At 62.1% G+C, this 26,846-nt stretch carries 26 protein-coding genes and 1 pseudogene; 23 read left to right on the forward strand and 4 right to left on the reverse strand.

The features are described 5' to 3' along the window. The first annotated feature begins 37 nt into the window (after nt 1-37). Nucleotides 38-1,096: a S49 family peptidase gene (locus tag ACPWR9_RS18130; RefSeq protein WP_426299885.1), complete on the forward strand. Its 1,059-nt coding sequence runs from the start codon at nt 38-40 to the stop codon at nt 1,094-1,096. Between the two features lie 119 nt (nt 1,097-1,215). Here ACPWR9_RS18130 and ACPWR9_RS18135 read toward each other — a convergent pair whose 3' ends face one another. Together ACPWR9_RS18135 and ACPWR9_RS18140 are read right to left on the reverse strand one after the other, a co-directional pair. Then, the gene (locus ACPWR9_RS18135; protein WP_426299887.1) at nt 1,216-1,932 is read right to left on the reverse strand and encodes an SAM-dependent methyltransferase; all 717 of its coding nucleotides are present in this window, start codon (nt 1,930-1,932) and stop codon (nt 1,216-1,218) included. Further along, on the reverse strand, nt 1,929-2,564 hold the full coding sequence (locus tag ACPWR9_RS18140) for a Maf-like protein (protein ID WP_426299889.1): 636 nt from the start codon (nt 2,562-2,564) through the stop codon (nt 1,929-1,931). The genes ACPWR9_RS18135 and ACPWR9_RS18140 overlap by 4 nt, the downstream gene beginning before the upstream one ends. A gap of 187 nt (nt 2,565-2,751) precedes the next feature. On the opposite strand from ACPWR9_RS18140, the gene ACPWR9_RS18145 reads away from it, so the two are divergent. The 21 genes and pseudogenes from ACPWR9_RS18145 to nagZ all read left to right on the forward strand — a co-directional run bounded on the left by ACPWR9_RS18145 (nt 2,752) and on the right by nagZ (nt 22,301). Continuing rightward, entirely contained in the window at nt 2,752-3,345 is a 594-nt protein-coding gene (locus ACPWR9_RS18145) for a DUF177 domain-containing protein (RefSeq protein WP_426299891.1), read from the forward strand. Nucleotides 3,346-3,473: 128 nt separating this feature from the next. Continuing rightward, the gene (gene rpmF / locus ACPWR9_RS18150; protein ID WP_023594409.1) at nt 3,474-3,653 is read left to right on the forward strand and encodes a 50S ribosomal protein L32; all 180 of its coding nucleotides are present in this window, start codon (nt 3,474-3,476) and stop codon (nt 3,651-3,653) included. A gap of 118 nt (nt 3,654-3,771) precedes the next feature. Then, on the forward strand, nt 3,772-4,824 hold the full coding sequence (gene plsX / locus ACPWR9_RS18155; protein WP_426299893.1) for a phosphate acyltransferase PlsX: 1,053 nt from the start codon (nt 3,772-3,774) through the stop codon (nt 4,822-4,824). A gap of 39 nt (nt 4,825-4,863) precedes the next feature. Further along, nucleotides 4,864-5,853, forward strand: a complete 990-nt coding sequence (locus ACPWR9_RS18160; protein ID WP_426299895.1) for a beta-ketoacyl-ACP synthase III — start codon at nt 4,864-4,866, stop codon at nt 5,851-5,853. A 141-nt stretch (nt 5,854-5,994) separates the two neighbouring features. Next, on the forward strand, nt 5,995-6,924 hold the full coding sequence (fabD, locus tag ACPWR9_RS18165) for an ACP S-malonyltransferase (RefSeq protein ID WP_150680799.1): 930 nt from the start codon (nt 5,995-5,997) through the stop codon (nt 6,922-6,924). Nucleotides 6,925-6,948: 24 nt separating this feature from the next. Beyond that, nucleotides 6,949-7,698, forward strand: coding sequence for a 3-oxoacyl-ACP reductase FabG (fabG, locus tag ACPWR9_RS18170; protein ID WP_426299897.1), 750 nt, complete (start codon nt 6,949-6,951; stop codon nt 7,696-7,698). Nucleotides 7,699-7,834: 136 nt separating this feature from the next. After that, nucleotides 7,835-8,074 carry an acyl carrier protein gene (acpP, locus tag ACPWR9_RS18175; protein WP_150680797.1) on the forward strand — a complete coding sequence of 80 codons (240 nt, stop codon included), beginning with the start codon at nt 7,835-7,837 and terminating at the stop codon, nt 8,072-8,074. 146 nt (nt 8,075-8,220) lie between these two features. Then, nucleotides 8,221-9,459: a beta-ketoacyl-ACP synthase II gene (gene fabF, locus ACPWR9_RS18180; RefSeq protein ID WP_426299899.1), complete on the forward strand. Its 1,239-nt coding sequence runs from the start codon at nt 8,221-8,223 to the stop codon at nt 9,457-9,459. 169 nt (nt 9,460-9,628) lie between these two features. After that, the gene (rpoE, locus tag ACPWR9_RS18185; protein ID WP_058375946.1) at nt 9,629-10,228 is read left to right on the forward strand and encodes an RNA polymerase sigma factor RpoE; all 600 of its coding nucleotides are present in this window, start codon (nt 9,629-9,631) and stop codon (nt 10,226-10,228) included. A gap of 38 nt (nt 10,229-10,266) precedes the next feature. After that, the gene (locus tag ACPWR9_RS18190; RefSeq protein ID WP_426299901.1) at nt 10,267-10,962 is read left to right on the forward strand and encodes a sigma-E factor negative regulatory protein; all 696 of its coding nucleotides are present in this window, start codon (nt 10,267-10,269) and stop codon (nt 10,960-10,962) included. Next, complete coding sequence (locus ACPWR9_RS18195) at nt 10,963-12,021, forward strand: MucB/RseB C-terminal domain-containing protein (protein WP_150680794.1); 1,059 nt, start codon at nt 10,963-10,965, stop codon at nt 12,019-12,021. Between the two features lie 130 nt (nt 12,022-12,151). Continuing rightward, nucleotides 12,152-13,663 (forward strand): DegQ family serine endoprotease, encoded by a 1,512-nt coding sequence (locus ACPWR9_RS18200; protein WP_150680793.1) that lies wholly within the window; start codon nt 12,152-12,154, stop codon nt 13,661-13,663. Between the two features lie 12 nt (nt 13,664-13,675). Next, the gene (locus tag ACPWR9_RS18205) at nt 13,676-13,921 is read left to right on the forward strand and encodes a glutaredoxin family protein (protein WP_426299903.1); all 246 of its coding nucleotides are present in this window, start codon (nt 13,676-13,678) and stop codon (nt 13,919-13,921) included. A 191-nt stretch (nt 13,922-14,112) separates the two neighbouring features. After that, nucleotides 14,113-15,918, forward strand: coding sequence for a translation elongation factor 4 (gene lepA / locus ACPWR9_RS18210; RefSeq protein WP_426299905.1), 1,806 nt, complete (start codon nt 14,113-14,115; stop codon nt 15,916-15,918). An 18-nt stretch (nt 15,919-15,936) separates the two neighbouring features. Continuing rightward, on the forward strand, nt 15,937-16,851 hold the full coding sequence (gene lepB, locus ACPWR9_RS18215; RefSeq protein ID WP_426299907.1) for a signal peptidase I: 915 nt from the start codon (nt 15,937-15,939) through the stop codon (nt 16,849-16,851). Nucleotides 16,852-17,145: 294 nt separating this feature from the next. Then, a pseudogene (gene rnc / locus ACPWR9_RS18220) lies at nt 17,146-18,069 on the forward strand (ribonuclease III); the annotation flags it as partial. A gap of 60 nt (nt 18,070-18,129) precedes the next feature. Next, nucleotides 18,130-19,023: a GTPase Era gene (gene era / locus ACPWR9_RS18225; protein WP_426299909.1), complete on the forward strand. Its 894-nt coding sequence runs from the start codon at nt 18,130-18,132 to the stop codon at nt 19,021-19,023. 154 nt (nt 19,024-19,177) lie between these two features. Continuing rightward, complete coding sequence (recO, locus tag ACPWR9_RS18230) at nt 19,178-20,035, forward strand: DNA repair protein RecO (RefSeq protein ID WP_426299967.1); 858 nt, start codon at nt 19,178-19,180, stop codon at nt 20,033-20,035. Then, nucleotides 20,032-20,793 carry a pyridoxine 5'-phosphate synthase gene (gene pdxJ / locus ACPWR9_RS18235; RefSeq protein ID WP_426299911.1) on the forward strand — a complete coding sequence of 254 codons (762 nt, stop codon included), beginning with the start codon at nt 20,032-20,034 and terminating at the stop codon, nt 20,791-20,793. Before recO ends, pdxJ begins: the two co-directional genes overlap by 4 nt. Before the next feature lie 24 nt (nt 20,794-20,817). After that, nucleotides 20,818-21,267: a holo-ACP synthase gene (gene acpS / locus ACPWR9_RS18240; protein WP_426299913.1), complete on the forward strand. Its 450-nt coding sequence runs from the start codon at nt 20,818-20,820 to the stop codon at nt 21,265-21,267. Then, nucleotides 21,267-22,301, forward strand: coding sequence for a beta-N-acetylhexosaminidase (nagZ, locus tag ACPWR9_RS18245; RefSeq protein WP_426299915.1), 1,035 nt, complete (start codon nt 21,267-21,269; stop codon nt 22,299-22,301). Before acpS ends, nagZ begins: the two co-directional genes overlap by 1 nt. Nucleotides 22,302-22,487: 186 nt before the next feature. Here the strand turns inward: nagZ and efp are convergent, their stop codons facing one another. Both efp and earP read right to left on the reverse strand, forming a co-directional pair. Next, complete coding sequence (gene efp, locus ACPWR9_RS18250) at nt 22,488-23,045, reverse strand: elongation factor P (RefSeq protein ID WP_150680784.1); 558 nt, start codon at nt 23,043-23,045, stop codon at nt 22,488-22,490. A gap of 138 nt (nt 23,046-23,183) precedes the next feature. Next, nucleotides 23,184-24,440: an elongation factor P maturation arginine rhamnosyltransferase EarP gene (gene earP, locus ACPWR9_RS18255; protein ID WP_426299917.1), complete on the reverse strand. Its 1,257-nt coding sequence runs from the start codon at nt 24,438-24,440 to the stop codon at nt 23,184-23,186. A 104-nt stretch (nt 24,441-24,544) separates the two neighbouring features. On the opposite strand from earP, the gene uvrC reads away from it, so the two are divergent. Then, a complete protein-coding gene (uvrC, locus tag ACPWR9_RS18260) occupies nt 24,545-26,809 on the forward strand; it encodes an excinuclease ABC subunit UvrC (protein ID WP_426299919.1) in 2,265 nt (754 codons plus the stop codon). Nucleotides 26,810-26,846: the final 37 nt, after the last annotated feature.

Genomic DNA, 26,846 nt, shown 5'->3' on the forward strand with positions numbered 1-26,846 from the left:
TTCTACCGACTTTCCCCAAAGCTTTTCTGGATAACGTATGGCCGACTCCCTGCCGCCCGATTCGCCCCGCACCGAACCCGGTTTTCCGCCGCCCGGCGGGCGTCCGCCTGCCAGTGGCGGCAGCGCAAGCCCTCGCGATCCGCGCGAAGTGAAGCCGTGGGAGCGCGAGATGCTCGAAAAGGTGCTGATGGCCGGCATCCGCGAGCAACGCGCTGCACGGCGCTGGAAAATCTTCTTCCGACTTCTTGTGCTGGCGATCGTCGCGTTGGTCGTCTGGTCGGTCTTCGACATCGATGGGGGCAGCAGCACGTCGTCCGTCGGCGGGTCAGGCAAGCACACCGCGCTGGTCACGTTGAGCGGGGAAATTTCTCCCGACAGTCAGGCCAGTGCTGAAAAAATCAATTCGGCGCTGGAATCGGCGTTCGAAGATTCGTCGGCCGCCGGGGTGATTCTGCGGATCAACAGCCCCGGGGGCAGCCCGGTGCAGGCGGGCATGATCTATGACGATATCGCGCGACTGCGTGCGAAGTACCCGAAGAAGCCGCTCTATGTGGTGGTCGAGGAAATCTGCGCCTCGGGTGGGTATTACGTCGCCGCTGCTGCCGACAAGATCTATGTCGATAAGGCGAGCATTGTGGGTTCCATCGGCGTGTTGATGGACGGCTTCGGCTTCACGGGACTCATGGATAAGCTCGGCGTCGAGCGCCGTCTGCTGACGGCGGGGCGCAACAAGGGCTTCCTCGATCCGTTCTCGCCGCAGACCGATCAGCAAAAGACCTATGCACTCGACATGCTTGAACAGGTGCATCAGCAGTTCATCGGCGCGGTCAAGAAAGGGCGTGGCAATCGTCTGAAGGATGATCCTGATTTGTTCAGCGGTTTGTTCTGGACGGGCCAGCGCGCTATCGAACTGGGTCTGGCGGACGGCACGGGCACGGTCGACTCCGTCGCGCGCGACGTGTTGAAAGCACCGGATCTGGTCGATTACACCGTCAAGGAAAACCTGCCGGAGCGCATGGCGCGCCGGTTCGGGGCTGCCGTCGGCACGGCCGCAATGAAGACGATGATGATGGGGTCTTCGTTGTCGTTGAAGTAACGGCGCGTTGCTTCGCTTCGGCTTCGCAGCTTCGGTTCCGAACGTCCCGTTTAATGAAAAACCCCACGAAGTTGGAAAGCTTCGTGGGGTTTTCTTTTGCCTGCTTGCACAGAGGGAGCCTACTGCGCCAGGAACAGGAAAATCGCCGGGCGCTTGTGCAATTCCACCGTGTTCTGCGGCCAGCCTTTCACACGATGCGTGACAATCTGCTCTGCTTCCTGCGTCACATCGACCGCGACGCAAAGCAGCGTCGAGGCGTCGCAGCTTTGCAGCAGCGCGTCGAGCATCGCCTTGTTGCGGTAGGGCGTTTCGATGAAGATTTGCGTCTGTTTTTCCTTGCGCGAGCGCTGTTCCAGCTCGCGCAGCCGCTTGCTGCGCTCACCGGCGTCGGTAGGTAGATAGCCGTGAAACGCAAAGCTCTGGCCGTTCAGGCCGCTCGCCATCAATGCCAGCAGAATCGAGCTCGGCCCGACGAACGGCACCACGCGAACGCCTTTTTCATGGGCGCGCCGCACCAGCAGTGCCCCCGGATCGGCGACCGCCGGGCAACCGGCTTCCGACACGAGGCCGCCATCGGCGCCTGCCAGAATCGGCGCCAGCAACGCATCGACGGCGGCCGGCGGTGTGTTGACGTTCAACTCGCGGATCTCGATTTCCTGAATGGGCGTGCTCACGCCGACCAGTTTCAAGAAGGCGCGGGTGCTCTTGGCCTGTTCGCCGACGAAGTAGGTGAGGCCTGCGGTGACCGTACGCACGTCTTCAGGCAGGACGGCGGGCAGCCCGCCGCGCGTGGCGGTGCCGAGTGTGTTCGGAATCAGATACAGCGTGCCGCTCATGCTGCCGCTCCCGGTGCGCCTTGCTGGGTCTCGAGGCTCGCCGCGATGGAGATGCCCGCTTGCATCAGCATGGTGGTGAGGGCAATCATCGGCAGGCCGATAAGCGCCGTCGGGTCGTCGTTCTCGATGGTTTCGAGCAGCATGATGCCCAGCCCCTCGGACTTGGCGCTACCGGCGCAGTCGTAGGGCGTTTCTGCATGGAGATAGGCGGCGAGCACGTTGTCGGGCAAATCGCGGAACTTCACCCGTGTCACCACGTCAGTGGACTGGCTGTGGTTGTTGCGCGCGTCGTACAGGCAGAGGGCGGAATGAAATTCCACGACTTTGCCGCGCATGTCGCGCAGTTGTGCCATGGCATTCTCGAAGTTGCCCGGTTTGCCGATTTGGCGGCCTTCAAAGGTGGCGACCTGATCGGAGCCGATGATGAGGGCGTCCGGGTGAAGTGCGGCGACGGCCTGGGCTTTTTCGCGCGACAGGCGCAGCGACGTGTCGTGCGGGGTTTCGCCGGGTGCCGGGGTTTCGTCGATGTTCGGGACGACGACCGTGAACGGCAGGCGCAAGCGCTCAAGCAGTTCACGGCGATAGCGCGATCCGGAGGCCAGGATCAGCGGTGGCAGGGGCTGTGCGGTCATCGGGTTTAAGTGTTTGACGAGAAACGAAAAACTATTTAGAATTCACGGCTTTTGCAATCTGGCGCTCGGTCCCGCCAGTCTGCGCGATCAAGGTTCGAACACCGGAAAACGGCGTCGGATCAAGGCGCTGCGAGGGCAAGGGACGTTGAAAATGCAGCCAGATGCGCCAAAGGCAAGGATGAGCGTGATGAACGAATATATCGTCGATCTGTTCGAATTCGCGCGTACCGGCCGGGTGGCGGAAGGTGACGTGCAACTTGCGGCTTTGCCGCGCATGGTAACCGAAGTGCCTGCCGAAGTCTCGGAGGCCGCCCGCACACAAGACGTGTTCCATTGGCGCGCCGAAGGCAGCGAAAAGCAGGTGTTGCGTGCCGATGGCAGCCCCACCGTGGCGCAGTTTCTGACGCTGTCGGTCGAAGGGCCGATGTGGCTGGAATGCCAGCGTTGCCTGACGCCGTACCAGGAGCCGCTGGACTCGGAAACGACGTTCGAGATCGTGCGTGACGATGCGGCTGCTGAAGCCCGCCCGCTCGACGAGGACGAACTCGAGGCGCTGGTCGGCTCGAAACATTTCGATCTGCGTGAGCTGGTCGAGGAAGAATTGCTGTTGGCCTTGCCGATTGTGCCCAAACACGAGGTTTGTCCGAGTGTGCACGACGCCCTGGCTACGGGCAGCGACGGGTTGGCTGAGCCGGCCCCGGAGCCCGAAGAGGAAGATAAGCCGTCTCCGTTCGCGGCGCTGGCAGCGCTCAAGCGCTCGCCGGACAAGGACGGAAAGTAAAGTGCGGCCGGATTTCCGGCTCACCAAAGTACATGTTTGCGTTAGTCGCACAGGTCGGGCCGACAGGCCGACACCGTAGGGCGGCGCTCGAACTGTGTTAAAATTTCGCGATATTTTGAGGAGTTATCATGGCCGTTCAACAGAACAAGAAGTCGCCGTCGAAGCGCGGCATGCACCGTTCGCACGATTTCCTGACCGCACCGTCGACCGCCGTCGAGCCGACGTCGGGTGAGACGCACCTGCGTCACCACATCTCGCCGAACGGTTTCTACCGTGGTCGTAAGGTCATCAAGACCAAGAACGACTAAGTCGGCCCCACCGACGACACGCGCCCATCATGGCGCTGTTTGATCGTCCGATGTGGCAAAAGCGGCACTCATCCTGCCGCTTTTTTTGTTACTTGTACCGCAAGCCAATCACGTCGACATGACAGTCACCCTGACGATCGATTGTATGGGCGGTGACCATGGCCCATCGGTGACGGTGCCGGCCGCGGTTCACTTCGTACAATCCACCGACGATGTCGAGCTCGTGCTGGTCGGGCAGCAGGATGCCATCAACGCGCAGCTCGCGAAGCTGCGCGTGACGGATCACCCGCGCCTGTCCGTGGTCAACGCTACCGAAGTCGTCGCCATGGACGACTCGGTCGAGACCGCCCTGCGCAAGAAGAAAGACTCCTCGATGCGCGTGGCGCTGAACCTGGTCAAGGAAGCGCGCGCGCAGGCTTGCGTGTCCGCCGGGAATACCGGTGCGCTGATGGCCGTCTCGCGCTACGTGCTCAAGACGCTGCCGGGTATCGAGCGTCCTGCCATTGCCACGGTGCTGCCCAACGAGAAAGGTGGTTACACCACCATGCTCGATCTGGGGGCCAATGTGGATTGCTCGCCGACCCACCTGTTGCAATTCGCCGAAATGGGCCATGCGCTCGTGGCGGCCGTCGATGGCAAGGAACGTCCGTCGATCGGTCTGCTCAACATCGGCGAAGAAGTGATCAAAGGTAACGACGTTATCAAGCAGGCAGGCGAGCTGTTGCGCGCCTCCACGCTGAACTTCTACGGCAACGTAGAGGGCAACGATATCTATCGCGCCACCACCGACATCGTGGTCTGCGACGGTTTCGTCGGTAACGTCGCGCTCAAGACTTCCGAAGGCCTGGCACAAATGCTCGGCGACATGATCCGTGAGGAATTCACCCGTACGTGGTGGACCAAAGTGATTGCTGTCATCGCGCTGCCGATTCTCACGCGCTTCAAGCATCGCGTCGATCACCGTCGTTACAACGGTGCGGCGTTGCTCGGGTTGCGCGCACTCGTCATCAAGAGCCACGGCTCGGCCGACGCCTACTCGTTTGAATGGGCTATCAAACGCGGCTATGATGCAGTTCGCAATGGTGTGCTCGACCGCTTGTCGAGCGCCATGCAAGAGAATCAAACCAAGCTCCAGGACAACAAGCCGGTGAGCGCCATTCCGGCGCTTTGATGCCGGCGGCCCCGCCCCGGCGCTCTAACCGATCATAAGATGACCCAGTCCGCGATTTATTCCCGTGTCATCGGTACCGGCAGCTACCTGCCGGCGCGACGCGTGACCAACCAGCAGCTGGCCGACGAGCTCGCCACGCGCGGCATCGAGACGAGCGACGAGTGGATCGTCGCGCGCACCGGTATCAAGGCACGGCATTTCGCGGCACCCGATCAGTCGAGCAGCGACATGGCCACCGAGGCCGCCAAGCGCGCCCTCGAAATGGCTGGCATCGATGCCAGCGACCTCGACCTGATCATCGTCGCCACTTCCACGCCTGACTTCGTGTTTCCGAGCACGGCCTGCCTCGTGCAGAACAAGCTCGGTATCACTAACGGCTGCGCCGCGTTCGACGTGCAGGCGGTTTGCTCGGGCTTCGCTTACGCGATGGCGACGGCAGACAACTTCATTCGCGCAGGTGCTCACCGCAACGTGCTGGTGATTGGCGCCGAAACGTTCTCGCGCATTCTCGATTTCAACGATCGCACCACCTGCGTGCTGTTCGGCGACGGTGCCGGCGCGGTCGTGCTGCAAGCCTCGGGCGAGCCGGGCATTCTGTCGAGTGCTTTGCACGCCGACGGCAGCCACTCGAACATTCTGTGCGTGCCGGGTAATGTGAACGGCGGCGCAGTGCAGGGCGAGGCGTTCCTCTATATGGATGGCCAGGCAGTGTTCAAGCTGGCCGTGAAGGTGCTGGAGAAAGTGGCCCACGAGGCCCTTGAGAAGGCCGGGCTGGAGCAGTCGGCGATCGACTGGCTGATTCCGCACCAGGCCAATCTGCGCATCATGACGAGCACGGCCCGCAAGTTGGGTCTGCCCGAAGAAAAAATGGTCGTCACCGTCGACCAGCATGGCAATACCTCGGCCGCCTCGATTCCGCTCGCGCTCGACGTGGCGGTTCGCGATGGCCGTATCAAGCCGGGCCAAAACGTCATGATCGAAGGCGTTGGCGGCGGCTTTACCTGGGGCGCGGTGCTGTTCCGTATGTAAGCTCCTCCGGCGCTGCGGCGTCGCGTGCGTGTTGGGTTCCTGCGGGAATGCCACTCGCGCAGCGGCACCGCATCGCGTGTCACGACGACGCGCGACTCAGCGCCGCAATGTTTCCTGAATCTGACTGCAAACCCAAGCGCCATGACATTCGCTTTCGTTTTCCCGGGACAAGGATCCCAATCGGTGGGCATGCTCGACGCCTTCGGCGATAACGCCGTTGTGCGCGAAACCCTCGCCGAAGCTTCGGATGCCCTCGGGCAAGATATGGCCAAGCTGATTGCCGCTGGCCCGGCCGAAGATCTGAACCTCACCACCAACACCCAGCCGGTCATGTTGACTGCCGCTTATGCGATGTACCGCGCATGGCTGGCGGACGGCGGTGCCGTGCCCGCTTTCGTGGCAGGCCACAGCCTGGGCGAATACACGGCGCTCGTCGCCGCAGGTGTGATCGCTTTCAAGGATGCCGTGCCGCTCGTGCGATTCCGCGCGCAGGCCATGCAAGAAGCCGTGCCGGTTGGGCAGGGTGGGATGGCGGCCATTCTCGGTCTGGACGATGACACCGTGCGCAACGTCTGCGCCGAGGCGTCGGCGGCTGGCGTGGTCGAAGCCGTGAACTTCAACGCCCCGGCGCAAGTGGTGATTGCCGGTGCCAAGGCAGGCGTCGAAAAGGCGTGCGAACTGGCGAAGGCTGCGGGTGCCAAGCGCGCCCTCGTGCTGCCGGTGTCGGCGCCGTTCCACTCGTCGCTGCTCAAGCCGGCGTCGGATCGTCTGCGCGAGTATCTGGCGGGCGTGACGTTCAACGCGCCGCAAATTCCGCTCGTCAATAACGTGGATGTGGCCGTCGAAACCGACGTGGCCCGCATCAAGGACGCGCTGGTTCGTCAGGCTGCTGCCCCGGTGCGCTGGGTCGAGTCGGTCCAGTGGCTCGCAGCGCAAGGCGTGACGCAAGTGGTCGAGTGCGGTCCGGGCAAGGTGCTCACCGGCCTGACCAAGCGTATCGAAGGCAGCCTCACCGGGCTCTCGATCAACGACCCGGCATCGCTCGCCGACGTGCGCGCGCAGCTCTCGTAAGCAACACGCAAAGGTATTTCTCTCATGAGCAAGCAACTCGACAATCACGTGGCGCTGGTGACCGGCGCATCGCGCGGCATCGGACGCGCCATCGCCCTCGAACTGGCCCGTCAGGGCGCGACCGTCGTGGGTACCGCCACGAGCGAAGCGGGTGCGCAGGGGATCGACGCGTATTTCGCCGAGGCTGGCGTTTCGGGAAAAGGCATCGTCCTGAATGTGACCGACGCTGAAGGCGTGGCCGCAGCGCTCGACGACATCCTCAAGCAGCACGGAAAACTCGACATCCTCGTCAACAATGCCGGCATCACGCGTGACAACCTCGCGATGCGCATGAAGGACGACGAGTGGGACGACGTCATCGACACGAATCTGAAGGCGATCTTCCGTCTGTCGCGTGCCGTGATCAAGCCGATGATGAAGGCGCGTAACGGTCGCATCATTAACGTGACTTCGGTGGTCGGCTCGGCTGGCAACCCGGGTCAGGCCAACTACGCTGCCGCGAAGGCAGGCGTCGCGGGCATGACGCGTTCGCTGGCCGCCGAGATCGGCAGCCGAAACATCACGGTCAATTGCGTGGCACCTGGTTTCATCGACACGGATATGACCAAGGCGTTGGGCGAAGCTCAGCACGAAGCGCTGAAGGCGCGGATTCCGCTGGGCCGTCTGGGTGCGCCGGAAGATATTGCAAATGCCGTCGCATTCCTCGCGTCGCCGCAGGCCGGTTACATCACCGGTACCACGCTGCACGTGAATGGCGGCATGTTTATGAGTTAAGGGCGGATCGCGTAAGAAATCGTATAATTATGCGATTTTGCGAGACGTTGAACATTATTTGGCGCAGGCTAACTTTGCACGGCAAACCTGTTAAAATGCGCGCACTTGTCTGAACTAACTACCCCGGAGGGTTTGCATGGATAACATTGAGCAACGCGTCAAGAAGATCGTCGCGGAACAACTTGGCGTTGCCGAGGCGGAGATCAAGAACGAATCGAGCTTCGTGAATGACCTGGGTGCCGACTCGCTCGATACGGTCGAGCTGGTGATGGCCCTGGAAGAAGAGTTCGGCATGGAAATTCCGGACGAAGAAGCCGAAAAGATCACGACGGTGCAGCAAGCGATCGACTACGCAAGCGCGCACGTCAAGGCCTAAACAGGGCTTATGGATCGCCTGGCCGGCCGGGGTGCCGACCGGTTCCCGGCGCCAGGGATGCCTGTCAGCCGCAGGGAGCACGGGGTCGAACCCTGTCGCCTCTGTGGCTTTTGTTTTGTATGACCCAGCAGAAGAAGGGGAGTATCGTGAGTCGTCGTCGCGTCGTCATTACTGGTCTGGGCCTGATCTCGCCGGTCGGCAACACCGTTGCCGAGGGTTGGGAAAATCTGGTCGCCGGCCGATCGGGCATCGCCAACATCACGAAGTTCGATTCGAGTGCCCACAAAGTGCACTTCGCCGGCGAAGTTAAGAACTTCGAGACCGAGAAGTACATTTCCGCGAAGGAAGCCCGCCGCATGGATACGTTTATCCATTACGGGCTCGCCGCAGGCATTCAAGCGTTCGAAGATAGTGGCCTCGCAGTGACCGAAGCCAACGCCGAGCGCATCGGCGTGCTGGTGGGTTCGGGCATCGGCGGTTTGCCGATGATCGAAGACACCCAGATTGCGGCCCTCAACGGTGGTCCGCGCAAGATCTCCCCGTTCTTCGTGCCGGGTTCGATCATCAACATGATCTCGGGTCACCTGTCGATCAAGTACGGCCTGAAGGGCCCGAACCTTGCCATCGTCACGGCCTGCACGACGGGTCTGCATTGTATTGGTCAGGCCGCGCGCATGATTCAGTACGGCGATGCAGATGCCGTGCTCGCTGGCGGTGCCGAATCGACGGTTTCGCCCCTGGGCATCGGTGGCTTTGCCGCGATGACCGCACTTTCCACGCGTAACGACGACCCGGCGACGGCGAGCCGTCCGTGGGATCGCGATCGCGATGGTTTCGTGCTGGGTGAAGGTGCCGGCGTGATGATGGTCGAAGAGTACGAGCACGCCAAGGCGCGCGGCGCGAAGATCTACGCCGAGCTGACTGGTTTCGGCATGAGCGCCGACGCGTACCACATGACCGCCCCGTGCGAAGACGGCGACGGTGCACTGCGCTCGATGAAGAACGCACTGCGCGACGCCGGTATCAACGGCGATGCGGTGAACTACGTCAATGCACACGGCACGTCGACGCCGTTGGGCGATATCGCCGAAACGGTCGCTGTGAAGCGTCTGATGGGCGATGCGGCCAAGAACGTCGTGGTGAATTCGACCAAATCGATGACCGGTCACCTGTTGGGTGGCGCAGGCGGTCTGGAATCGGTGTTCACCGTGCTGGCTGTTCATCATCAAAAATCGCCGCCGACGATCAATATCTTCAATCAGGACCCCGCTTGCGACCTGGATTACTGCGCAAACGTGGCACGCGACATGAAAATTGATGTCGCATTGAAGAACTCTTTCGGTTTTGGCGGGACTAACGGCACGCTGGTCTTCCAGCGAGTCTAAGTTCGCGGGACGCCGTGCTGGCGTCCCGTCCCGCTGACCCACGCGCCGGTGAGTGTGCCCGGGCGTGCGGCGTACAAAAGACATATCCAGCTGTGGCGGCAAATGCCGCCATGGTGCAATCAGGCCCGACCGGGACCTGGCAGCCAGAGAAAAAACGGATCCATATCAGGTGAGTGAACGAGAAATCGACCAGGCGCTTGTCGAGCGCGTGCAAAAAGGCGACAAAGCCGCCTTCGAGCTGCTGGTCGCGAAATATCACCGCAAGATCATCCGCCTCGTATCGCGGCTCGTGCGCGACCACGCCGAGGTCGAGGATGTGACGCAGGAGGCCTTTATCAAGGCCTACCGTGCCTTGCCGCAGTTTCGCGGCGAGTCGGCGTTCTATACCTGGCTGTATCGTATTGCTGTCAACACGGCGAAGAACCACCTGGCAACGCAGGGGCGCCGTGCACCGACTTCGACTGAAGCAAACGCTGAAGAAGCGGAAACTTTTGCCGAGGCCGATCAACTAAGGGATATCAACACGCCTGAGTCGATGCTGATGAGCAAGCAGATTGCTCAAACGGTCAACGCGGCGATGGAGGCTTTGCCCGATGAACTTCGAACGGCAATTACCCTGCGAGAAATCGAGGGTTTGAGCTACGAAGAGATCGCCGAAGCCATGGGGTGCCCGATCGGAACGGTCCGTTCGCGAATTTTCCGGGCGCGTGAAGCGATTGCCAGCCGGCTTAGGCCGCTGCTGGACACGCCTGACGGTAAGCGCTGGTGAGCGCGCCGCCGGGGAAGTTATTTTCGTTGGGGGATATCATGGGATCAGCGACGGTGCAAACGCAGCGGGGGCTGCAAGCCGAGCGGATTTCCGCGTTGGTGGACGGGGAATTCGATCCGGACGAGTTGGCAGCCCTGCTGGACGAGGCGGATACTTCGGGCCGGCCTCTGTGGGACGACTACCATCTGATCGGGGACGCACTGCGTTCCGATGAACTGACACTACCGCGCTCGGAATCGGCCTTCATGGCCTCGTTCGCCGCGCGTCTCGAAGCCGAGCCGCACTTGCTCGCGCCGGCCGCACTGGCCGATGCGCAGGCAAGCGCCGCACAAACGGCAGGCAATGCCGGCTCGCGCATCACTCGTATCAATCCTTTCCTGCGCGTGCGCCGCGTACTGCCGACGGCCGCTGCCGCTGCTGCGGTCGCTGCCCTGTCGTGGGTGGTGGTGCCGCGTTTGCAAGATCACCCGGCTGGCGGTGCACAACCGCAAGTGCTGGCACAGACGGCGACGCCGGCAACGGCCGCCGGTGGTTCGAACCTGACCCGTGTGACGCTCACGCAGCAGCCGCAAGCTGTCGCCGCAGCCGCCAACGGTGCCGGTCCGAACGATCTGATCGTGCTGCGCGATGCGCGTCTGGACCAGTATCTGGCAGCGCATCAGCAATACGCCCCGGCGCCGATCGGCCAGGGTGTGTCTCCTTATATGCGAGCCTCGGCGCAAGCGGATGAATAAATGCAGCGCCTGAGTATCGAATCCTTGCCGCGTGCGCCCTTGGGGCGCACTTTCTTCCTGTTTGCCTTCCTGCTGGTGTCCACACTGCAATCGCAGGCGTGGGCACAGGCCTCGGCGCCATCTGCCGACCCGTTGGTCGAGCGACGTGAAGTCAGCGCGTGGCTCAATAAGATCCATCGCGCGGCGCAGACCCAAAACTACATCGGCACCTTCGTGTATCAGCGTGGTTCGACCATGCGTTCGTCGAAGATCAGTCACTTTGCCGATAAGGGTAACGAGTACGAAGAACTCGAAACGCTCGACGGTCGTCAGCGCCGAATTCTTCGGCAAAATGAAGACGTCTACACGCTGATTCCGGAGCAGAAGACCGTCTTCCAGGAAAAACGCGAGAGCAAGGACTCGTTCCCCGCATTGCTCGCGACGCCTAACCGCGACGTCCTCGATTTCTACACGCCCAAGCTGCTGCCGAACGAGCGCATGGCCGGGTTCGATTGCATGGTGATCGAACTGACGCCGAAGGACGAATATCGTTTCGGCTACCGCCTGTGGGCTGATCGCAATACCGGCTTGCTGCTGCGCGCGCAGACCATCGACGCTGACGGTCACATGCTTGAGCAGGCGGCGTTCTCGCAAATCTCGATTGGTGTGCCGAGCGAGAAGGCGCGTATCGTGCATGCCATTCAGGCGACGCACGGCTGGCACGTCATCAAACCGCAGATTGCACCGACGCACTTGTCCGACGCAGGCTGGAGCATCGACGTCGATAAGAAGGTGCCGGGCTTCAAGGCCGTGCGCGAAGTGCGTCGTACGATGCGCTCGACCGCCGATGGCAAACCGCTGGAAGTTCAGCAGGTGGTATATTCCGACGGCATGGCTGGACTTTCGGTGTTTATCGAACCGGCCACGCGTGACCGCAAGGAAGGCCACGGCAGCGCTGGGGCGACCAACATCCTCATCAAGCGCCACGGCGACTACTGGCTGACCTTGCTCGGCGAAGTGCCGCAGGCGACTCTGCAACAGTTCGCTGCAAGTATCGAATTCAAGCAGCCGGCGAAGTAATCGGCTGTCGGGCGGGCCGCGACCGGTGACGGTGCGGCCCGGGCAGCGAAGGGCACATGGCAGCGATGGCCGTGCGCATGACGACGTTGCCCTCAGGGATTCCCAGACTATCGCGCACTACGATCTTCCAATGAAGAAGACTCTCCTGCTTCGTGTCATGCTCGGCGGCATTGTGACCGCCTCGTTGGCGGGAGTTCCCGCCGCTTTTGCCGCACCGGCATCGGCACCCGCCAGTGGATCAGCGCCAGCCGCACCGGCCGCGCCGCTGACCAACCTCCCCGATTTCACTCAGCTTGTCGATCGCGTCGGCCCGGCCGTCGTGAATATTCGTACGACCGAGCGCGTGAGCCGCAGTCAACGCGGCCTGCCGCCGGGCATGGACGACGACATGGCCGAGCTGTTCCGCCGCTTCTTCGGCGTGCCCATGCCGCAACCGGGGCCGAAGGGCGGAGCGCCCAAGCGCGGACAGCCACAGCCCGACGAAGAGCAGAACAGCGGCGTCGGTTCGGGCTTCATCGTGTCGGCCGACGGCTACATCATGACGAATGCTCACGTGGTCGACGGTGCCGACAGCATCTACGTCACGCTGACCGACAAGCGCGAGTTCAAGGCCAAGCTGGTCGGTGCCGACAAACGCACCGACGTGGCAGTGGTCAAGGTCGACGCCAAGGATCTTCCGACGGTGCCGATTGGCGATTCGAACAAGCTGCGCGTGGGTGAATGGGTCGTTGCGATCGGTTCGCCGTTCGGGCTCGAGAACACGGTGACCGCCGGTATCGTGTCGGCCAAGGGCCGCGACACCGGTGACTATCTGCCGTTCATTCAGACCGACGTGGCCGTGAACCCCGGTAATTCGGGCGGTCCGCTGATCAACATGCGCGGCGAGGTGGTGGGCATCAACTCGATGATCTACAGCCAGACCGGCGGCTTCATGGGCATTTCGTTCGCGATTCCGATCGACGAAGTGATGCGCGTCGCCGACCAGCTCAAGAAGACCGGTAAGGTCGTGCGTGGCCGTATCGGCGTGGCGATCAGCGAAGTCAGCAAGGATGTGGCGGATTCGCTGGGCCTGCCGCGTGCGCAAGGCGCGCTGGTGCGCAGCATCGAGCCGGGCAGCCCCGCCGAGAAGGCAGGCGTGCAGCCGGGCGACATCATCATGAAGTTCGATGGCCGTTCGGTCGATCACGCGACGGATTTGCCGCGCATGGTCGGCGACACCAAGCCGGGCGCGACGGCGACGCTGCAAGTGCTCCGTAAGGGCAAGAATCAGGACCTGCGGATCACGATCGCCGAAGCGGATGCCGATACACCGAAGGCGTCGAAGGCACAAAGCGGCGCAGCGGATACCCCGCATCCGAACGCCTTGGGTCTGGTGGTCTCCGATCTGACCGATGCGCAGAAGAAGGACATGAAGCTGCGCGGCGGTGTGCAGGTCGAGCTGTCGGAAGGCCCGGCAGGTCGCGCCGGCTTGCAGCAGGGAGACATCATCCTGCGCGTGGGCGATACCGATATCACGAGCGCGAAGCAATTCGAAGAAGTGGTCAAGGCGCTCGATCCGAAGCGTCTGGTGCCGATTCTGGTGCGCCGTGGCGATGCGACCCAGTTCGTGCCGCTGCGCCCGCGTGCGCCGGCGAGCAAGTAAGCGGACTTGCCGATGACCGCGCCGGCGCTGACCCTCTACGGCCGCAAGTGGTGTCATCTGTGCGATGACATGCTCGCGGCGCTGGAGGCGTTGCGCCCGGCGTGGGATTTCTCTGTGACAGTGGTGGACGTCGACAGCGATCCTGCGCTCGAAGCGAAATACGACGAGATCGTGCCCGTGCTGGCCTTGGGCGAGCGTGAGTTGTGCCGGTATCGTTTCGATGCCGGTGCCGTCCAAGCGGCGCTACGCGCCCCGTAGCACCTATATCTGCCAAGCCCCCCCGGATGGCGCGGGACGGCTTCCCCCACCCCACCGATGAAACGCCGCGATGCACGCGATTTCGGCCGGAATGACCGCGCTTTCGGCTAAAATGTCGTGTTCGCCGATTCTCTCGAAAGCCGCTGCCGAGCCGAATCTTCATGGCACCGACTTTTCTATAGCCCCGCCTCATGGACCATATTCGCAATTTTTCGATCATCGCCCACATCGACCATGGGAAATCGACCCTGGCCGATCGCATCATCCAGCTGAGCGGCGGTTTGTCCGATCGTGAAATGGAATCCCGAGTCCTCGACTCGATGGACCTCGAGCGCGAGCGTGGCATCACCATCAAGGCCCAGACCGCAGCGCTGCAATACAAGGCGCGCGACGGCAAGATTTACAACCTGAACCTCATCGATACACCCGGACACGTCGACTTCTCGTACGAAGTGAGCCGTTCGCTGTCCGCGTGCGAAGGCGCGCTGCTGGTGGTCGACGCCTCGCAAGGCGTGGAAGCGCAGACCGTCGCCAACTGCTACACGGCCATCGAGCTCGGCGTGGAAGTGGTGCCGGTGCTCAACAAGATCGACTTGCCGTCGGCCGAGCCCGAGAACGCGATTCAGGAAATCGAAGACGTGATCGGCATCGAGGCGGTCGACGCCGTGCGCTGCTCGGCAAAGACGGGCTTCGGCGTGGAAGAAGTGCTCGAAGCCCTCATCGCCAAAGTGCCGCCGCCCAAGGGCGACGCCAACGGCCCGCTGCAAGCGCTCATCATCGACTCGTGGTTCGACAACTACGTGGGCGTGGTGATGCTGGTGCGTGTGGTCAACGGCACACTCAAGCCGAAGGAAAAGATTCAACTGATGGCCACGGGCGCCACGTACCCGGTCGAGCAGGTCGGCGTGTTCACGCCGCGCTCGCAACAGCGCGAGTCGCTGTCGGCCGGTCAGGTGGGCTTCATCATCTCGGGTATCAAGGAACTGGACGCTGCCAAGGTCGGCGACACCGTCACGCACGCCGTGACCACCACGACCAAGCCGGCGCCGGCGCCGCTGCCGGGCTTCAAGGAAGTGAAGCCGCAGGTGTTCGCGGGCCTGTACCCAGTGGAAGCCAACCAGTACGACGCCCTGCGCGAATCGCTTGAAAAGCTCAAGCTCAACGACGCATCGCTGCAATACGAACCGGAAGTCTCGCAGGCACTGGGCTTCGGCTTCCGCTGCGGCTTCCTGGGCCTGCTGCACATGGAAATCGTGCAGGAGCGTCTGGAGCGCGAATTCGACATGGACCTCATTACCACGGCACCGACCGTGATCTATGAGGTGGTGCAGCGCGATGGCACGACCCTCACCGTTGAAAATCCGTCGAAGATGCCCGATCCGGGCCGCATCGAAGAGATTCTCGAGCCGATCGTCACGGTCAACCTCTACATGCCGCAGGAGTATGTGGGATCGGTCGTCACGTTGTGCCAGCAAAAACGCGGCATTCAGCTCGACATGCAATATCACGGTCGTCAGGTCAAATTGATTTACGAAATTCCGATGGCGGAAATCGTGCTCGACTTCTTCGATCGTCTGAAGTCGGTGTCGCGCGGTTATGCGTCGATGGATTACGAGTTCAAGGAATATCGTGCGTCGGACGTGGTCAAAGTCGACATGCTGATCAACGGCGACAAGGTCGATGCGCTGTCGATCATCGTGCACCGCTCGGAGAGCCGCCGCCGCGGTAACCAAGTGGCGGCGAAGATGCGGGAAATCATCCCGCGTCAGATGTACGATGTGGCCATTCAGGCGGCGATTGGCGCGAACATTATTGCGCGTGAGAACATCAAAGCCTTGCGCAAGAACGTGCTTGCCAAGTGTTACGGTGGCGACATCTCGCGTAAGAAGAAGCTGCTTGAGAAACAGAAGGCTGGTAAGAAGCGCATGAAGCAGGTGGGGAATGTGGAAATTCCGCAAGAAGCGTTCCTCGCCATTTTGCAAGTCGAAGACAAATAACGTAGCGACAGGTCCCGCATGAATTTCGCCCTGATTCTTTTGATCCTGGTGCTGGTTACCGGGGTGGCCTGGGTGGCCGACAAGTTGGTGTTTCAACCGGCGCGCCGCCGGGCAGCACAGCAGGCGGTGACGCAATTCGATCAGCAGCAGCTTGCGATGCAGGGCTCCGGTATTCAGGGCTCGGGCGTGCAAGAGGGCGGTGCCCTGGCAAGTGCGCGTGCCAAGGTGCGCGACGAGAAGCTGCGCCAGCCCTGGTGGCTGGAATATTCGGCGAGCTTCTTCCCGGTGATTTTGGCGGTGTTCGTGCTGCGCTCGTTCGTGGTCGAGCCGTTCAAGATCCCCTCGGGCTCGATGATTCCGACGCTGCTCGTCGGCGACTTCATCCTCGTGAACAAGTTCGACTACGGCATTCGTCTGCCGGTGATCAACAAAAAGGTCATCGATCTGGGCGAGCCGAAGCGTGGCGACGTGGTCGTGTTCCGCTACCCGAAAGATGAGTCGATGGACTACATCAAGCGAGTGATCGGTGTACCGGGCGACGTGGTGGCCTACGAGAACAAGAAGCTCACGGTGAACGGCGAGCCGGTGCCCGAGACGGCCATGCCGGACTTCTTCGACGACGAGCACATTGCGTACTTCAAGCAGTTCGAGGAGACGGTGGGCGGCGTGAAGCATCGCATCCTGAACGACCCGAACGTGCCGCCGTACATCATGGGCGCCGACGATTTCCCGAACAAGCAGAACTGCCAGTACAACAGTCAGGGCGTGATCTGCAAGGTGCCGCCGGGCAACTACTTCATGATGGGCGACAACCGCGATAACAGCGCGGATAGCCGCTACTGGGGCTTCGTGCCCGAGCAGAACATCGTGGGCCGTGCGTTCTTCATCTGGATGAACTTCTCGAACCTCAAGCGTCTGGGTGGTTTCCAATAATTGGAAGGTTTTCGGATGACTGCAACATTGGGTAATCCGGGAATGACGCGGCAGTAAAGCGTTATTAATGCGGAAATTGGCGATTAATCGTTAATTTCCGCATTATTGTTTCTGATTTTGCTTTTAATCATGCGGCTGGCTTGGTGGGCCGGAGGGATCTCTCTGCGATCACCCCGGAATTGCCTGAGCCACCGCCCTCACGCGAGTCTGAAAAGCCCGTCTGACGGCGGTTTCGCCCGTCGTTTCTTGGCGACGGGGCGCGCCGGGGCGGGAGCGTCGCGCTATACTTGCGCCATGCCTCAATCTCTGAATCAACTGGAAGAACGTCTCCAGTATCGCTTCCACGATGCGGAATTGCTTTGCCAAGCACTGACGCATCGTAGCCATAGTGCCGCCAATAACGAGCGGCTGGAGTTTCTCGGCGATTCCATTCTGAATTGTTCCGTCGCGGCGATTCTGTTCCGTCGTTATCCCAAGCTCGACGAGGGGGATCTGTCGCGTGTGCGCGCCAATCTCGTCAAGCAGCAGTCGTTGTACGAAATTGCACAGGCGCTGGGGGTTTCCGACTTCCTGCGATTGGGCGAAGGCGAACTCAAGAGCGGCGGCTTCCGTCGCCCGTCCATTCTGGCCGACACGCTCGAGGCACTGTTCGGTGCGATGTATCTCGACGGTGGCTTCGAAGCGGCGTACGCCGTGATCGAACGTCTTTACACGCCGGTGCTGGAACACGTCGATCCGAAGACGCTGGGCAAGGACGCGAAGACGCTGTTGCAGGAGTACCTGCAAGGTCACAAGATCGCGTTGCCGCAATACACGGTGACGGCCACGCACGGCGCGGCGCATAACCAGCAGTTCGAAGTCGAGTGCGCGGTACCCAAGCTCGATATCAAGGTGGGTGGTGCAGGCGCGAGCCGTCGCGCAGCGGAGCAAGCCGCGGCGAAGAAGGCGCTTGAAGAAGTGCAGAAGATGCCGGCGCTCGCGAAGCCCAAGGCGGAGAAGAGCGCGAAGGCTGCCAAGAAGCGCGCGGCGAAGGCGGCGGCTTCCGAGGCCAAGAAGGCCGATCAGGCGGCGAGCGCTCCGGTGCCCGCGATGACGGCTGTGCACGGTAAGGCGGCTGATAAGGCCGCAGCCGACAAAGCTTCGGAGAAAGCGCCTGAGAAGGCATCCGAGAAATCGGCTGACAAGGTCGACGCTGCCAAGCAACCGCCGGCAGCCGCCTGAGTACCATTCAAGGGGAGGGCGCATGGCGCCGGCCCCCTATCAAGAGAGTTTCCAAACATGAACGATAAGACGGATTTTCGCTGCGGGACCGTGGCGATCGTCGGGCGTCCGAACGTCGGCAAATCGACGCTGCTCAACGCCCTCGTCGGTCAAAAGATCAGCATTACCTCGCGCAAGGCGCAGACCACGCGCCATCGCATCACCGGCATCTGCACCACCGACGACGCGCAGTACATCTTCGTCGATACCCCGGGTTTTCAGACGCGCCACGCCAGTGCGCTCAATCGCTCGCTGAACCGTGCCGTGACGTCCACGCTGTCGAGCGTGGATGTGGTGCTTTTCGTCATCGAGGCCGGTAATTTTGGCCCGGACGACGAGAAGGTGATGAAGCTGCTGCCCGACAATGTGCCGGTGCTGCTGATCGTCAACAAGCTCGATCGCATCAACGATAAAGCCGAGATGTTGCCGTTCCTGAAGCGCGTCGGCGAAGCTCGGGATTTCCGCGAATTCGTGCCGCTTTCGGCCAAGCGTGCCGACGACGTCAAACGCCTGCTGGGCGTGCTGCGCCCGTACCTGCTGGAAGGCGAGCCGATCTACAGTGAAGACGATCTGACCGACCGCAGCGAGCGTTTCCTTGCGGCCGAAATTCTGCGCGAAAAAGTGTTCCGCTGGACTGGCGACGAACTGCCGTACACCAGCACGGTGATCATCGACAAGTTTGAGCAGGAAGGGAATCTGCGCCGCGTCTTCGCGACGATTCTGGTCGATCGCGACAGCCACAAGGCGATGATCATCGGCAACAAGGGGGCGAAGCTCAAGCAGATCTCCACCGATGCGCGCGTCGATATGGAGAAGCTCTTCGACGGCCGCGTGTATCTGGAAGTTTGGATTAAGGTCAAGGGCGGTTGGGCCGACAACGAGGCCGGCCTGCGGGCGTATGGCTACGAGTGAACTCGACACTGCAAGTGACGAGATTGCCACGTCGGCCGAACTAGCGCCGACGCCCGGCAAGACATCGCCTGCCCGCACGGCAAGCCCCGCGCGTCCCACTCGTCCGACGCGTTCGACGCGCACCTCACGGGCAACGAGCGCAGCGACGCGGGTGGTGGACGACGAAGCGGCGGAAGCCTTTCGCGAGACCGACGTCACGGGCAAGGCCGACGGTGCTTCTCCCGCGGCCAAGGGCGCTACGGGGGCCAAACGCCCGCGCCGCGCCCCTTCACCGGCCCGCGCCGCCGAACGCGAACAAAGCCGCGTCTCCGAGCAGCCGGGCTTCGTGCTGCACAGCTACCCCTATCGTGAAACCAGTCTGATCATCGACGTCCTGACGCGTGATCATGGCCGTATTGCGCTGGTCGCTAAAGGGGCCAAGCGCCCGCACTCGGCATTGCGCGGCGTGCTGCAAACGTTTCAGCCGCTCTCGCTGGCGTGGCTTGGCAAGGGCGAATTACGCACGCTGACCAAAGCCGAATGGGTGGGCGGACTGCGTCCGCTCGAAGGCGATGCGCTGCTCTCCGGCTTCTACCTGAACGAATTACTGGTGAAGTTCTGTGCGCGCGACGACCCGCACGACAAATTGTTTCAGCATTACCTGACGACGTTGCACCACCTCGCGCATGGCGAGCCGGCCGGCATCATCTTGCGCGCGTTTGAGCGCGTGTTGTTGCGCGAGACTGGCTACGCCGTGGCCTTCGACCGCTGCACGCAAACGCGCGGCAAGGTGGTGTGCGATCGCCAGTACGTATTCCATCCCGATTGGGGTGTACGGCCTGCGCGTGGCGACGAGTCGCCCGACTGGCCCGTGGTGAGTGGTCAGACGTTGCTCGACATGGAGCAGGACGACTACACGCGCGCGCAGACAGTGCAGCAAAGCAAGCTGCTGATGCGCTTTCTTCTCAACCATCATTTGGGCGGCGTGCCGCTCAATACCCGGCAGATCCTGCTCGACCTGCAAAAACTATGAGCCTCTTCTTCCACGGCAACCCCATCGACCTGGGGGTAAATATCGATCACGTCGCAACGGTGCGCAACGCGCGCGGCACGGCGTATCCCGACCCGATCAAAGCGGCGTTGCTGGCCGAAGAGGCGGGCGCAGACGTCATTACGCTGCACCTGCGTGAAGACCGCCGCCATATCCGCGACGACGATGTGACGAACCTGCGCGGTCTGCTCAAGACTCGCATGAACCTCGAATGCGCGGTGACCGAAGAGATGCTCGCCATCGCTTGTCAGGTCAAAGCGCACGACGTGTGTCTCGTACCCGAGCGCCGTCAGGAGCTGACCACCGAGGGCGGTCTCGATGTCGTGGGACTGTACGACGCCGTGGCCGCGGCGACGCAGCGGCTGAGCGACGTCGGTAGTCGCGTGTCGCTCTTCATCGACCCGGAGGAAGCGCCGATTCGCGCCGCTGCCCGCATGGGCGCACCGGTCGTCGAGTTGCACACCGGCCGATATGCCGAAGCGCATGACGAAGCCACGCGCGAAGCCGAATTCGCCCGCATTGAACGTGCCGTGGCACTGGGTCTGTCGCTGGGCCTGAGGGTCAACGCCGGTCACGGCTTGCACTACGAAAACGTGCAACCGATCGCCGCCATCGAAGGCATTAGCGAACTCAACATCGGTCATGCCATCGTGGCGCACGCGATCTTCGCAGGCTGGGAAAATGCCGTGCGCGAGATGAAGGCGATCATGGTCGCCAGCCGCATCGCTGCGCGTGGCTGAACCGCGACGCATGACCTTGACCTCATGAGTGTTCAAGATCCGCTCCCGCCCGAAGTGCCGACAACGCTATACGGCGTCGGCACCGATATCCTCCAGATCAGTCGCGTCGTGGGCGTGATGGAGCGCACGCAAGGCCGATTCGCCGAGCGCGTGCTGGGGCCCGAGGAACTCAAGGTTTATCACGCCCGTCAGAACCGGTCTGCGGTTCGCGGTCTCGCGTACTTGTGCACGCGATTTGCCGCGAAAGAAGCCGTGTCGAAGGCGATCGGCCTGGGCATGCGCTGGCCGATGACGTGGCGCGCCGTGCAGACGCTCAACGCGCCGTCGGGCAAGCCCGTGGTGGTGGCGTCCGGCGAGTTGGCCGAGTGGCTGGCTGCGCGGCAACTGTCGATCGAAATCTCGATCACGGACGAGAAGGAATACGCGGTCGCGTTCGCGATCGCTTCACGCAAAATTGCATCGGAGAATACGTAATGACGAAGCGCAGGCCGGGTCCGGTGATGCTGGATGTCGTCGGATTGACCCTTAGCGAAGACGACATTCGCCGCATCGACCATCCGCTGACCGGAGGTGTCATCCTGTTCGCGCGCAATTTCGACGATCGCGCGCAGTTGTGCTCGCTCACGAAGCAGATTCGCGATGTGCGCGACGATATCCTGATCGCGGTGGACCACGAAGGCGGGCGCGTGCAGCGTTTTCGTACCGACGGCTTCACGCATCTGCCCGCGATGGGCAAGCTCGGCAAGTTGTGGCATGAGGACGTGTTCAAGGCCACGCGCGTGACCACGGCCGTGGGTTATGTGCTCGCGGCCGAGTTGCGCGCGTGCGATATCGACCTGAGCTTCACGCCGGTGCTCGATCTCGACTACGGCACGTCGCAGGTGATCGGCGATCGTGCGTTCGACAGCGACCCGCGCGTGGTGGCGATGCTCGCCAAGAGCTTGAATCACGGCTTGTTGCTTGCCGGTATGGCGAACTGTGGCAAGCACTTCCCGGGGCACGGCTTCGTCGCGGCGGATTCACACCACGAGATTCCGGTTGACGAGCGCTCGCTCGACGAGATCCTTGCCGTCGATGCGCAGCCCTACGACTGGCTCGGCATGTCGCTGGCGGCGGTGATGCCGGCACACGTGATTTATCCGCAGGTCGACCCGAATCCGGCAGGTTTCTCCGCGAAGTGGCTCAAGGAAATTCTGCGTGGGAAATACGGCTTCGACGGCGTGATCTTCAGCGACGACCTGTCGATGCAGGGCGCGAGCGCCGCGGGTGACGTGGTGACTGCGGCTCACGCGGCGATGGACGCGGGCTGCGACATGGTGCTGATCTGCAATAGCCCGGAAAAGGCTGACCGTATGCTGCGCGAAATGAAGACGGAGATCGACACGGTGTCGCAACGCCGTATCAAGCATCTCAAGGGCCGCGGCAAAGTGCACGGTTGGGAGAAGATGCTCGCGCAGCCGGAATATCAAGCCGCGAAGCGACTGATTGCGCAGACGTTCGGCGGGTAATTGCGCTGGCAGTCGATGCGTCTCCATCGATGCTGAACCCAATGGTGTCGTCAGCCGTTCGGGTTCATCCAAGCCAACTGCCAAACAAAAAGCGCTCGACCCCGAAGGGACGAGCGCTTTTTTTATCACCACGGCGTTGCATTTGCACCGCGTCATCCGAAGACGGCGCGGGCAGCTGGCAAACGCTTAAGCGCGGCTCTTGTATTCGTCGGTACGCGTATCGATTTCGATCAAATCGTCGGTGCTGACGAACAGCGGCACTTGAATTTCGAGCAGATCGTTGATCTTGGCGTTCTTCATCACGCGGCCCGACGAGGTGTCGCCCTTGACTGCCGGCTCGGTGTATTCCACCTTGCGCACGAGCGTGGTCGGGAGTTCGACCGAGATGGCCTTTTCCTCGTACAGCACGATTTCGCACTTCATGTCGGCTTCCAGGTACTTGATCGCGTCGCCCATGTTTTCGGCTTCGACTTCGTACTGGTTGTAGTCGGCGTCCATGAACACGTACATCGGGTCGGCGAAGTACGAGTAGGAGACTTCCTTCTTGTCGAGCACGACGACGTCGAACTTGTCGTCGGCCTTGTACGCGAATTCGCCGCGACCTTCGGTCAGCAGCTTCTTGTACTTCATCTTCACGACGCTGGAGTTACGGCCCGACTTGACGTATTCGGTCTTCAGCACGACGTTGGGCTGACCGTCGATCATGACGACGTTACCGACGCGGAGTTCTTGAGCGGTTTTCATAAAAAACGAGATCCTGTGACGAAATAAGCGATTTGCCGCTTGTTGAGCGCTTCCATACGCCCATTCGCCGCTTGATTCCCGCGCCCGCCCGGAACGGTCCGGGGCAGCAGGTTCAGCAGCAAAGCGTTGAAAAACCAGCTATTTTACCTGATTTTCCGCGAAGCTTGCCAACTGTCGCGCAAGGTCGGGCAGGGCGCCCTGTCTGTCTGCCCAGCCGCGCGCATGGTCGGTGAGTGCGGGCAGAGCCGCCGCCAGCGCCGGCCAGTCGGGTGCCGTCTGAGCGTATCCATTCCAGAGATGCGTGAACGTGCGCAGTGCTTCGCGCGAGGCGTGCGTCAGGTCACCACCGCTTGTGGCCGTATCGGTCAATTCAGCCAAATATCGGCCAAGAAACGCGTCCAACTTCTCGTGATGCGCGTTGTCCTCTTGCGGGTAGATGTGCCAGACCAAGGGCTTTGCCGCCCATTGCGCCCGCACGAACGAATCTTCTCCACGCACGAAGTTCAGATCGCATGCCCATAGCAGCGCGTCGAAGTCGGCCTGCGGGACGAACGGCAGGCCGTAGGCCGTCAGCGATCCACGAGTTGCCGTCTCACGCGGCGCCAAAGCGCTGCGCCCGAACCACTCGCCAACGCCCGGGGCAATGCGCCCCTGCGGCACGAGACACACGACCGGCGTATCGCTCGCAGCCCACTGCGCGAGCAGCGCCGGGAGTGCCGCGTTCTCGTACGCGAACAGTGAGACGATCAAGGCATCCTGCGGCGCAGCGGCTAGCCCCAGCGTGCGTTGCCACCAGGCGTCGCGCAGTTCGACGCAAGCATAGAAGGCATCGCGCCGCGAGAACAACTCACGCTCCCGCGCCAGTCCGCCAGTGCGTTCGGTGAAGCCCGGGAAGAAGAACGTCTTGACCAGTCCAAGCTGCGGATGCACCGAGCGTTGCAAGTGGCAGTCGTCTACCCAATCTTCCGCACTCAGATATTCCAGATTGATCCACACGGGTGCGCTTCCGGCTTGCTTGCGCGCATGCATGGCCTGAACGTAGGCCTCCGGCACGTTGCACGCGAACGCTTCGATGACGATATCGCCCGGCGCGTTGTCGTCCGTCACGGGGCCGAAGTCGGCGCCCCAATGCCGTACGTCAACACCATCGCAGCGTTGCTTGGCCAGCCCGGGATCGATCTCGGGGCGCAGATGACGGAAGCTCGTCAGGTCATCGACCCACAACCGTACCGACCAGCCATGCTCGCGCACCAATTGACGGGCGAGCCGCCAGCACACGCCGATGTCGCCGAAATTGTCGATCACCGTGCAGAAGAGATCGCAGCGCGGCACGAGAGGCAGCGATGAGGGCGGCATGGCGGGGGGAGCGGCGGAGTGAGACGTAGGCAGGGACATTGAGAAGCGGTGACGCGGATTGGTCTAAACTTGCGATTCTAGTCCTTGTGGCACGTGACGCCGCCGCAGTGTCGCACGCAGGACGCATCCGATGCCTAGAGTTCATGACCGAAGACGCCCACGACGTCACACCTCCCCGCAAATCACGCAAAGCGAAAACCGCCGCCGGGTCGGAGACCGTCAACGCGTCGGTGCCCGCCTTCGACGCCCGTAAGGTGTTGGCCCAACTACCGAACCTGCCGGGCGTGTACCGCTATTACGACGCCGCGGGCAATGTGCTCTACGTGGGTAAGGCGCGCAATCTGAAGAAGCGCGTTTCGAGTTACTTCAATAAGACGCAACTCTCGCCACGTATCGCGTTGATGGTGGCACGCATCGCCAAACTTGAGACGACGGTGACGCGCTCGGAAACCGAAGCGTTGCTGCTGGAAAACAACCTCATCAAGGCGCTGCACCCGCGATACAACATCTTGTTTCGGGACGACAAGTCGTATCCGTTTCTCAAGCTGACGCAGCATCAGTACCCGCGCATGGCGTACTACCGGGGTTCGGTCGACCGCCGGGGGCAGTATTTCGGCCCGTTCCCGAGCGCGTGGGCCGTGCGCGAGAGCATTCAGATTCTGCAAAAGGTATTCCAACTGCGCACGTGCGAAGACTCGGTGTTTGCCAACCGTACACGCCCGTGCCTGCTGCACCAGATTGAGCGTTGTAGTGCACCGTGCGTCGGCGCAATTAGCGACGAGGACTACACACGCGACGTGAACAACGCTGCCGCGTTTCTCTCCGGCCGTCAGAGCGAAGTGCTCAGCGCCCTCGAGACGAAGATGATGTCGTACGCCGAGGCGCTCAAGTTCGAGCAGGCGGCGGTCGTGCGCAATCAGATGCAGGCGCTCTCCGGCGTGTTGCAACAGCAATCGGTGGAAACGGCGGGCGATGTCGATGCCGACATTCTTGCGGTCGCATACGCGGGCGGCCGCGCTTGCGTGAACCTCGCGATGGTGCGCGGTGGTCGTCATTTGGGCGACAAAGCGTACTTCCCGGCGCACGTTGAGCGCGGTGTCGAAGGCGGCATCGCCGATGAGTTCGACGAGGACGAGGTCATGCCGGTCGACGTCGCCGCGACGGACCCCGAGGCGATCGATGCCGAACCGGCCGTCTCCGCCGAGATCGCCGCTGACTTGCCGTCCGACACGCCCGCTGCGTCGCTCGAATCGCGCCTGCTCGAAGCGTTCGTGGCGCAGCACTATTTGGGTCAGTCGGTGCCGCCGGTGCTGGTCGTGAGCCACGCACTGCCCAGCGACGAGTTGCTGGCGGCGCTCTCCGAGCAGGCGGGCCGCCGTATTGCGATGGTGCGTCAACCCCAGGGTCAACGACGGGCCTGGCTCGACATGGCGCTGCAAGGCGCGCAACTGGCACTCACGCGGTTGTTGACGGAACAGGGCAGTCAGCAGGCGCGCACGCGCGAGTTGGTGCAGACCATCGGGCTCGATATCGACGATGCGGCATTGCTGCGCGTCGAGTGTTTCGACATTAGTCACACGCAGGGTGAGGCGACGCAGGCGTCGTGTGTGGTGTTTCATCATCACAAGATGCAGACGAGCGAGTATCGCCGCTACAACATCGCGGGCATCACGCCGGGCGATGATTATGCGGCGATGCGACAGGTACTCACGCGCCGTTATGGCCGCCTGATGGAAGCGGCGGCGTCGACGGTGAGCGATGCCGCAGATCCGTCGTCCGTCGCAGCGGATGTGGCGCGTGCCGAAGCCGAGACAGCGGTGATGCCGGACACGGCGTCGAGCGACGATTCACCGGAAACCACAGTCACGACGGACAGCGGGACCAAAGACGTCACCCAAGGATCCACCGAAGACGCTGTCACCAACACCCCGACAAGCACGGACGTCTCCGATGTCGAAGCCAACTTGCCGCAACTCGTGTTGATCGACGGTGGCAAGGGGCAGGTGGAAGTGGCGCGCCAGGTGTTCGTGGAGCTGGGCATCGACATTAGCCGCTTGGTGGGCGTTGCCAAGGGTGAAGGCCGTAAGGTGGGGTTGGAGACGTTGATCTTCGCCGATGGCCGCGCGCCGTTAGAACTTGGCCGGGAGAGTGCGGTGCTGATGCTGATCGCGCAGATCCGCGACGAGGCGCACCGCTTCGCGATCACCGGGATGCGTGCGAAGCGGGCGAAGGCACGTCAGACGTCGCGTCTGGAAGAGATCGAGGGCATCGGTGCCAAACGGCGTCAGCGCTTGCTGATGCGTTTTGGCGGCTTGCAAGGTGTGGCATCGGCAAGCGTCGATGAATTAGCGAGCGTGGAAGGTATTTCGACAACGCTCGCCGAGCAGATCTACCGGCAGCTTCACTGACGCGGGCGAAGACCGAGTTCGGTCTTCGCCGTTACCG

This window comes from Pandoraea pneumonica, assembly GCF_049918595.1.
In the GTDB taxonomy this organism is placed as follows: Bacteria; Pseudomonadota; Gammaproteobacteria; order Burkholderiales; family Burkholderiaceae; genus Pandoraea; species Pandoraea pneumonica_A.

What these genes read in the sequence shown, in the direction of transcription:
- ACPWR9_RS18130 (WP_426299885.1), top strand. Translation starts at nt 38, where the DNA reads ATGGCCGACTCCCTGCCGCCCGATTCGCCCCGCACCGAACCCGGTTTT.
- ACPWR9_RS18135 (WP_426299887.1), bottom strand. Translation starts at nt 1,932, where the DNA reads ATGAGCGGCACGCTGTATCTGATTCCGAACACACTCGGCACCGCCACG.
- ACPWR9_RS18140 (WP_426299889.1), bottom strand. Translation starts at nt 2,564, where the DNA reads ATGACCGCACAGCCCCTGCCACCGCTGATCCTGGCCTCCGGATCGCGC.
- ACPWR9_RS18145 (WP_426299891.1), top strand. Translation starts at nt 2,752, where the DNA reads ATGAACGAATATATCGTCGATCTGTTCGAATTCGCGCGTACCGGCCGG.
- rpmF (WP_023594409.1), top strand. Translation starts at nt 3,474, where the DNA reads ATGGCCGTTCAACAGAACAAGAAGTCGCCGTCGAAGCGCGGCATGCAC.
- plsX (WP_426299893.1), top strand. Translation starts at nt 3,772, where the DNA reads ATGACAGTCACCCTGACGATCGATTGTATGGGCGGTGACCATGGCCCA.
- ACPWR9_RS18160 (WP_426299895.1), top strand. Translation starts at nt 4,864, where the DNA reads ATGACCCAGTCCGCGATTTATTCCCGTGTCATCGGTACCGGCAGCTAC.
- fabD (WP_150680799.1), top strand. Translation starts at nt 5,995, where the DNA reads ATGACATTCGCTTTCGTTTTCCCGGGACAAGGATCCCAATCGGTGGGC.
- fabG (WP_426299897.1), top strand. Translation starts at nt 6,949, where the DNA reads ATGAGCAAGCAACTCGACAATCACGTGGCGCTGGTGACCGGCGCATCG.
- acpP (WP_150680797.1), top strand. Translation starts at nt 7,835, where the DNA reads ATGGATAACATTGAGCAACGCGTCAAGAAGATCGTCGCGGAACAACTT.
- ACPWR9_RS18190 (WP_426299901.1), top strand. Translation starts at nt 10,267, where the DNA reads ATGGGATCAGCGACGGTGCAAACGCAGCGGGGGCTGCAAGCCGAGCGG.
- ACPWR9_RS18195 (WP_150680794.1), top strand. Translation starts at nt 10,963, where the DNA reads ATGCAGCGCCTGAGTATCGAATCCTTGCCGCGTGCGCCCTTGGGGCGC.
- ACPWR9_RS18200 (WP_150680793.1), top strand. Translation starts at nt 12,152, where the DNA reads ATGAAGAAGACTCTCCTGCTTCGTGTCATGCTCGGCGGCATTGTGACC.
- ACPWR9_RS18205 (WP_426299903.1), top strand. Translation starts at nt 13,676, where the DNA reads ATGACCGCGCCGGCGCTGACCCTCTACGGCCGCAAGTGGTGTCATCTG.
- lepA (WP_426299905.1), top strand. Translation starts at nt 14,113, where the DNA reads ATGGACCATATTCGCAATTTTTCGATCATCGCCCACATCGACCATGGG.
- lepB (WP_426299907.1), top strand. Translation starts at nt 15,937, where the DNA reads ATGAATTTCGCCCTGATTCTTTTGATCCTGGTGCTGGTTACCGGGGTG.
- era (WP_426299909.1), top strand. Translation starts at nt 18,130, where the DNA reads ATGAACGATAAGACGGATTTTCGCTGCGGGACCGTGGCGATCGTCGGG.
- pdxJ (WP_426299911.1), top strand. Translation starts at nt 20,032, where the DNA reads ATGAGCCTCTTCTTCCACGGCAACCCCATCGACCTGGGGGTAAATATC.
- acpS (WP_426299913.1), top strand. Translation starts at nt 20,818, where the DNA reads ATGAGTGTTCAAGATCCGCTCCCGCCCGAAGTGCCGACAACGCTATAC.
- nagZ (WP_426299915.1), top strand. Translation starts at nt 21,267, where the DNA reads ATGACGAAGCGCAGGCCGGGTCCGGTGATGCTGGATGTCGTCGGATTG.
- efp (WP_150680784.1), bottom strand. Translation starts at nt 23,045, where the DNA reads ATGAAAACCGCTCAAGAACTCCGCGTCGGTAACGTCGTCATGATCGAC.
- earP (WP_426299917.1), bottom strand. Translation starts at nt 24,440, where the DNA reads ATGTCCCTGCCTACGTCTCACTCCGCCGCTCCCCCCGCCATGCCGCCC.
- uvrC (WP_426299919.1), top strand. Translation starts at nt 24,545, where the DNA reads ATGACCGAAGACGCCCACGACGTCACACCTCCCCGCAAATCACGCAAA.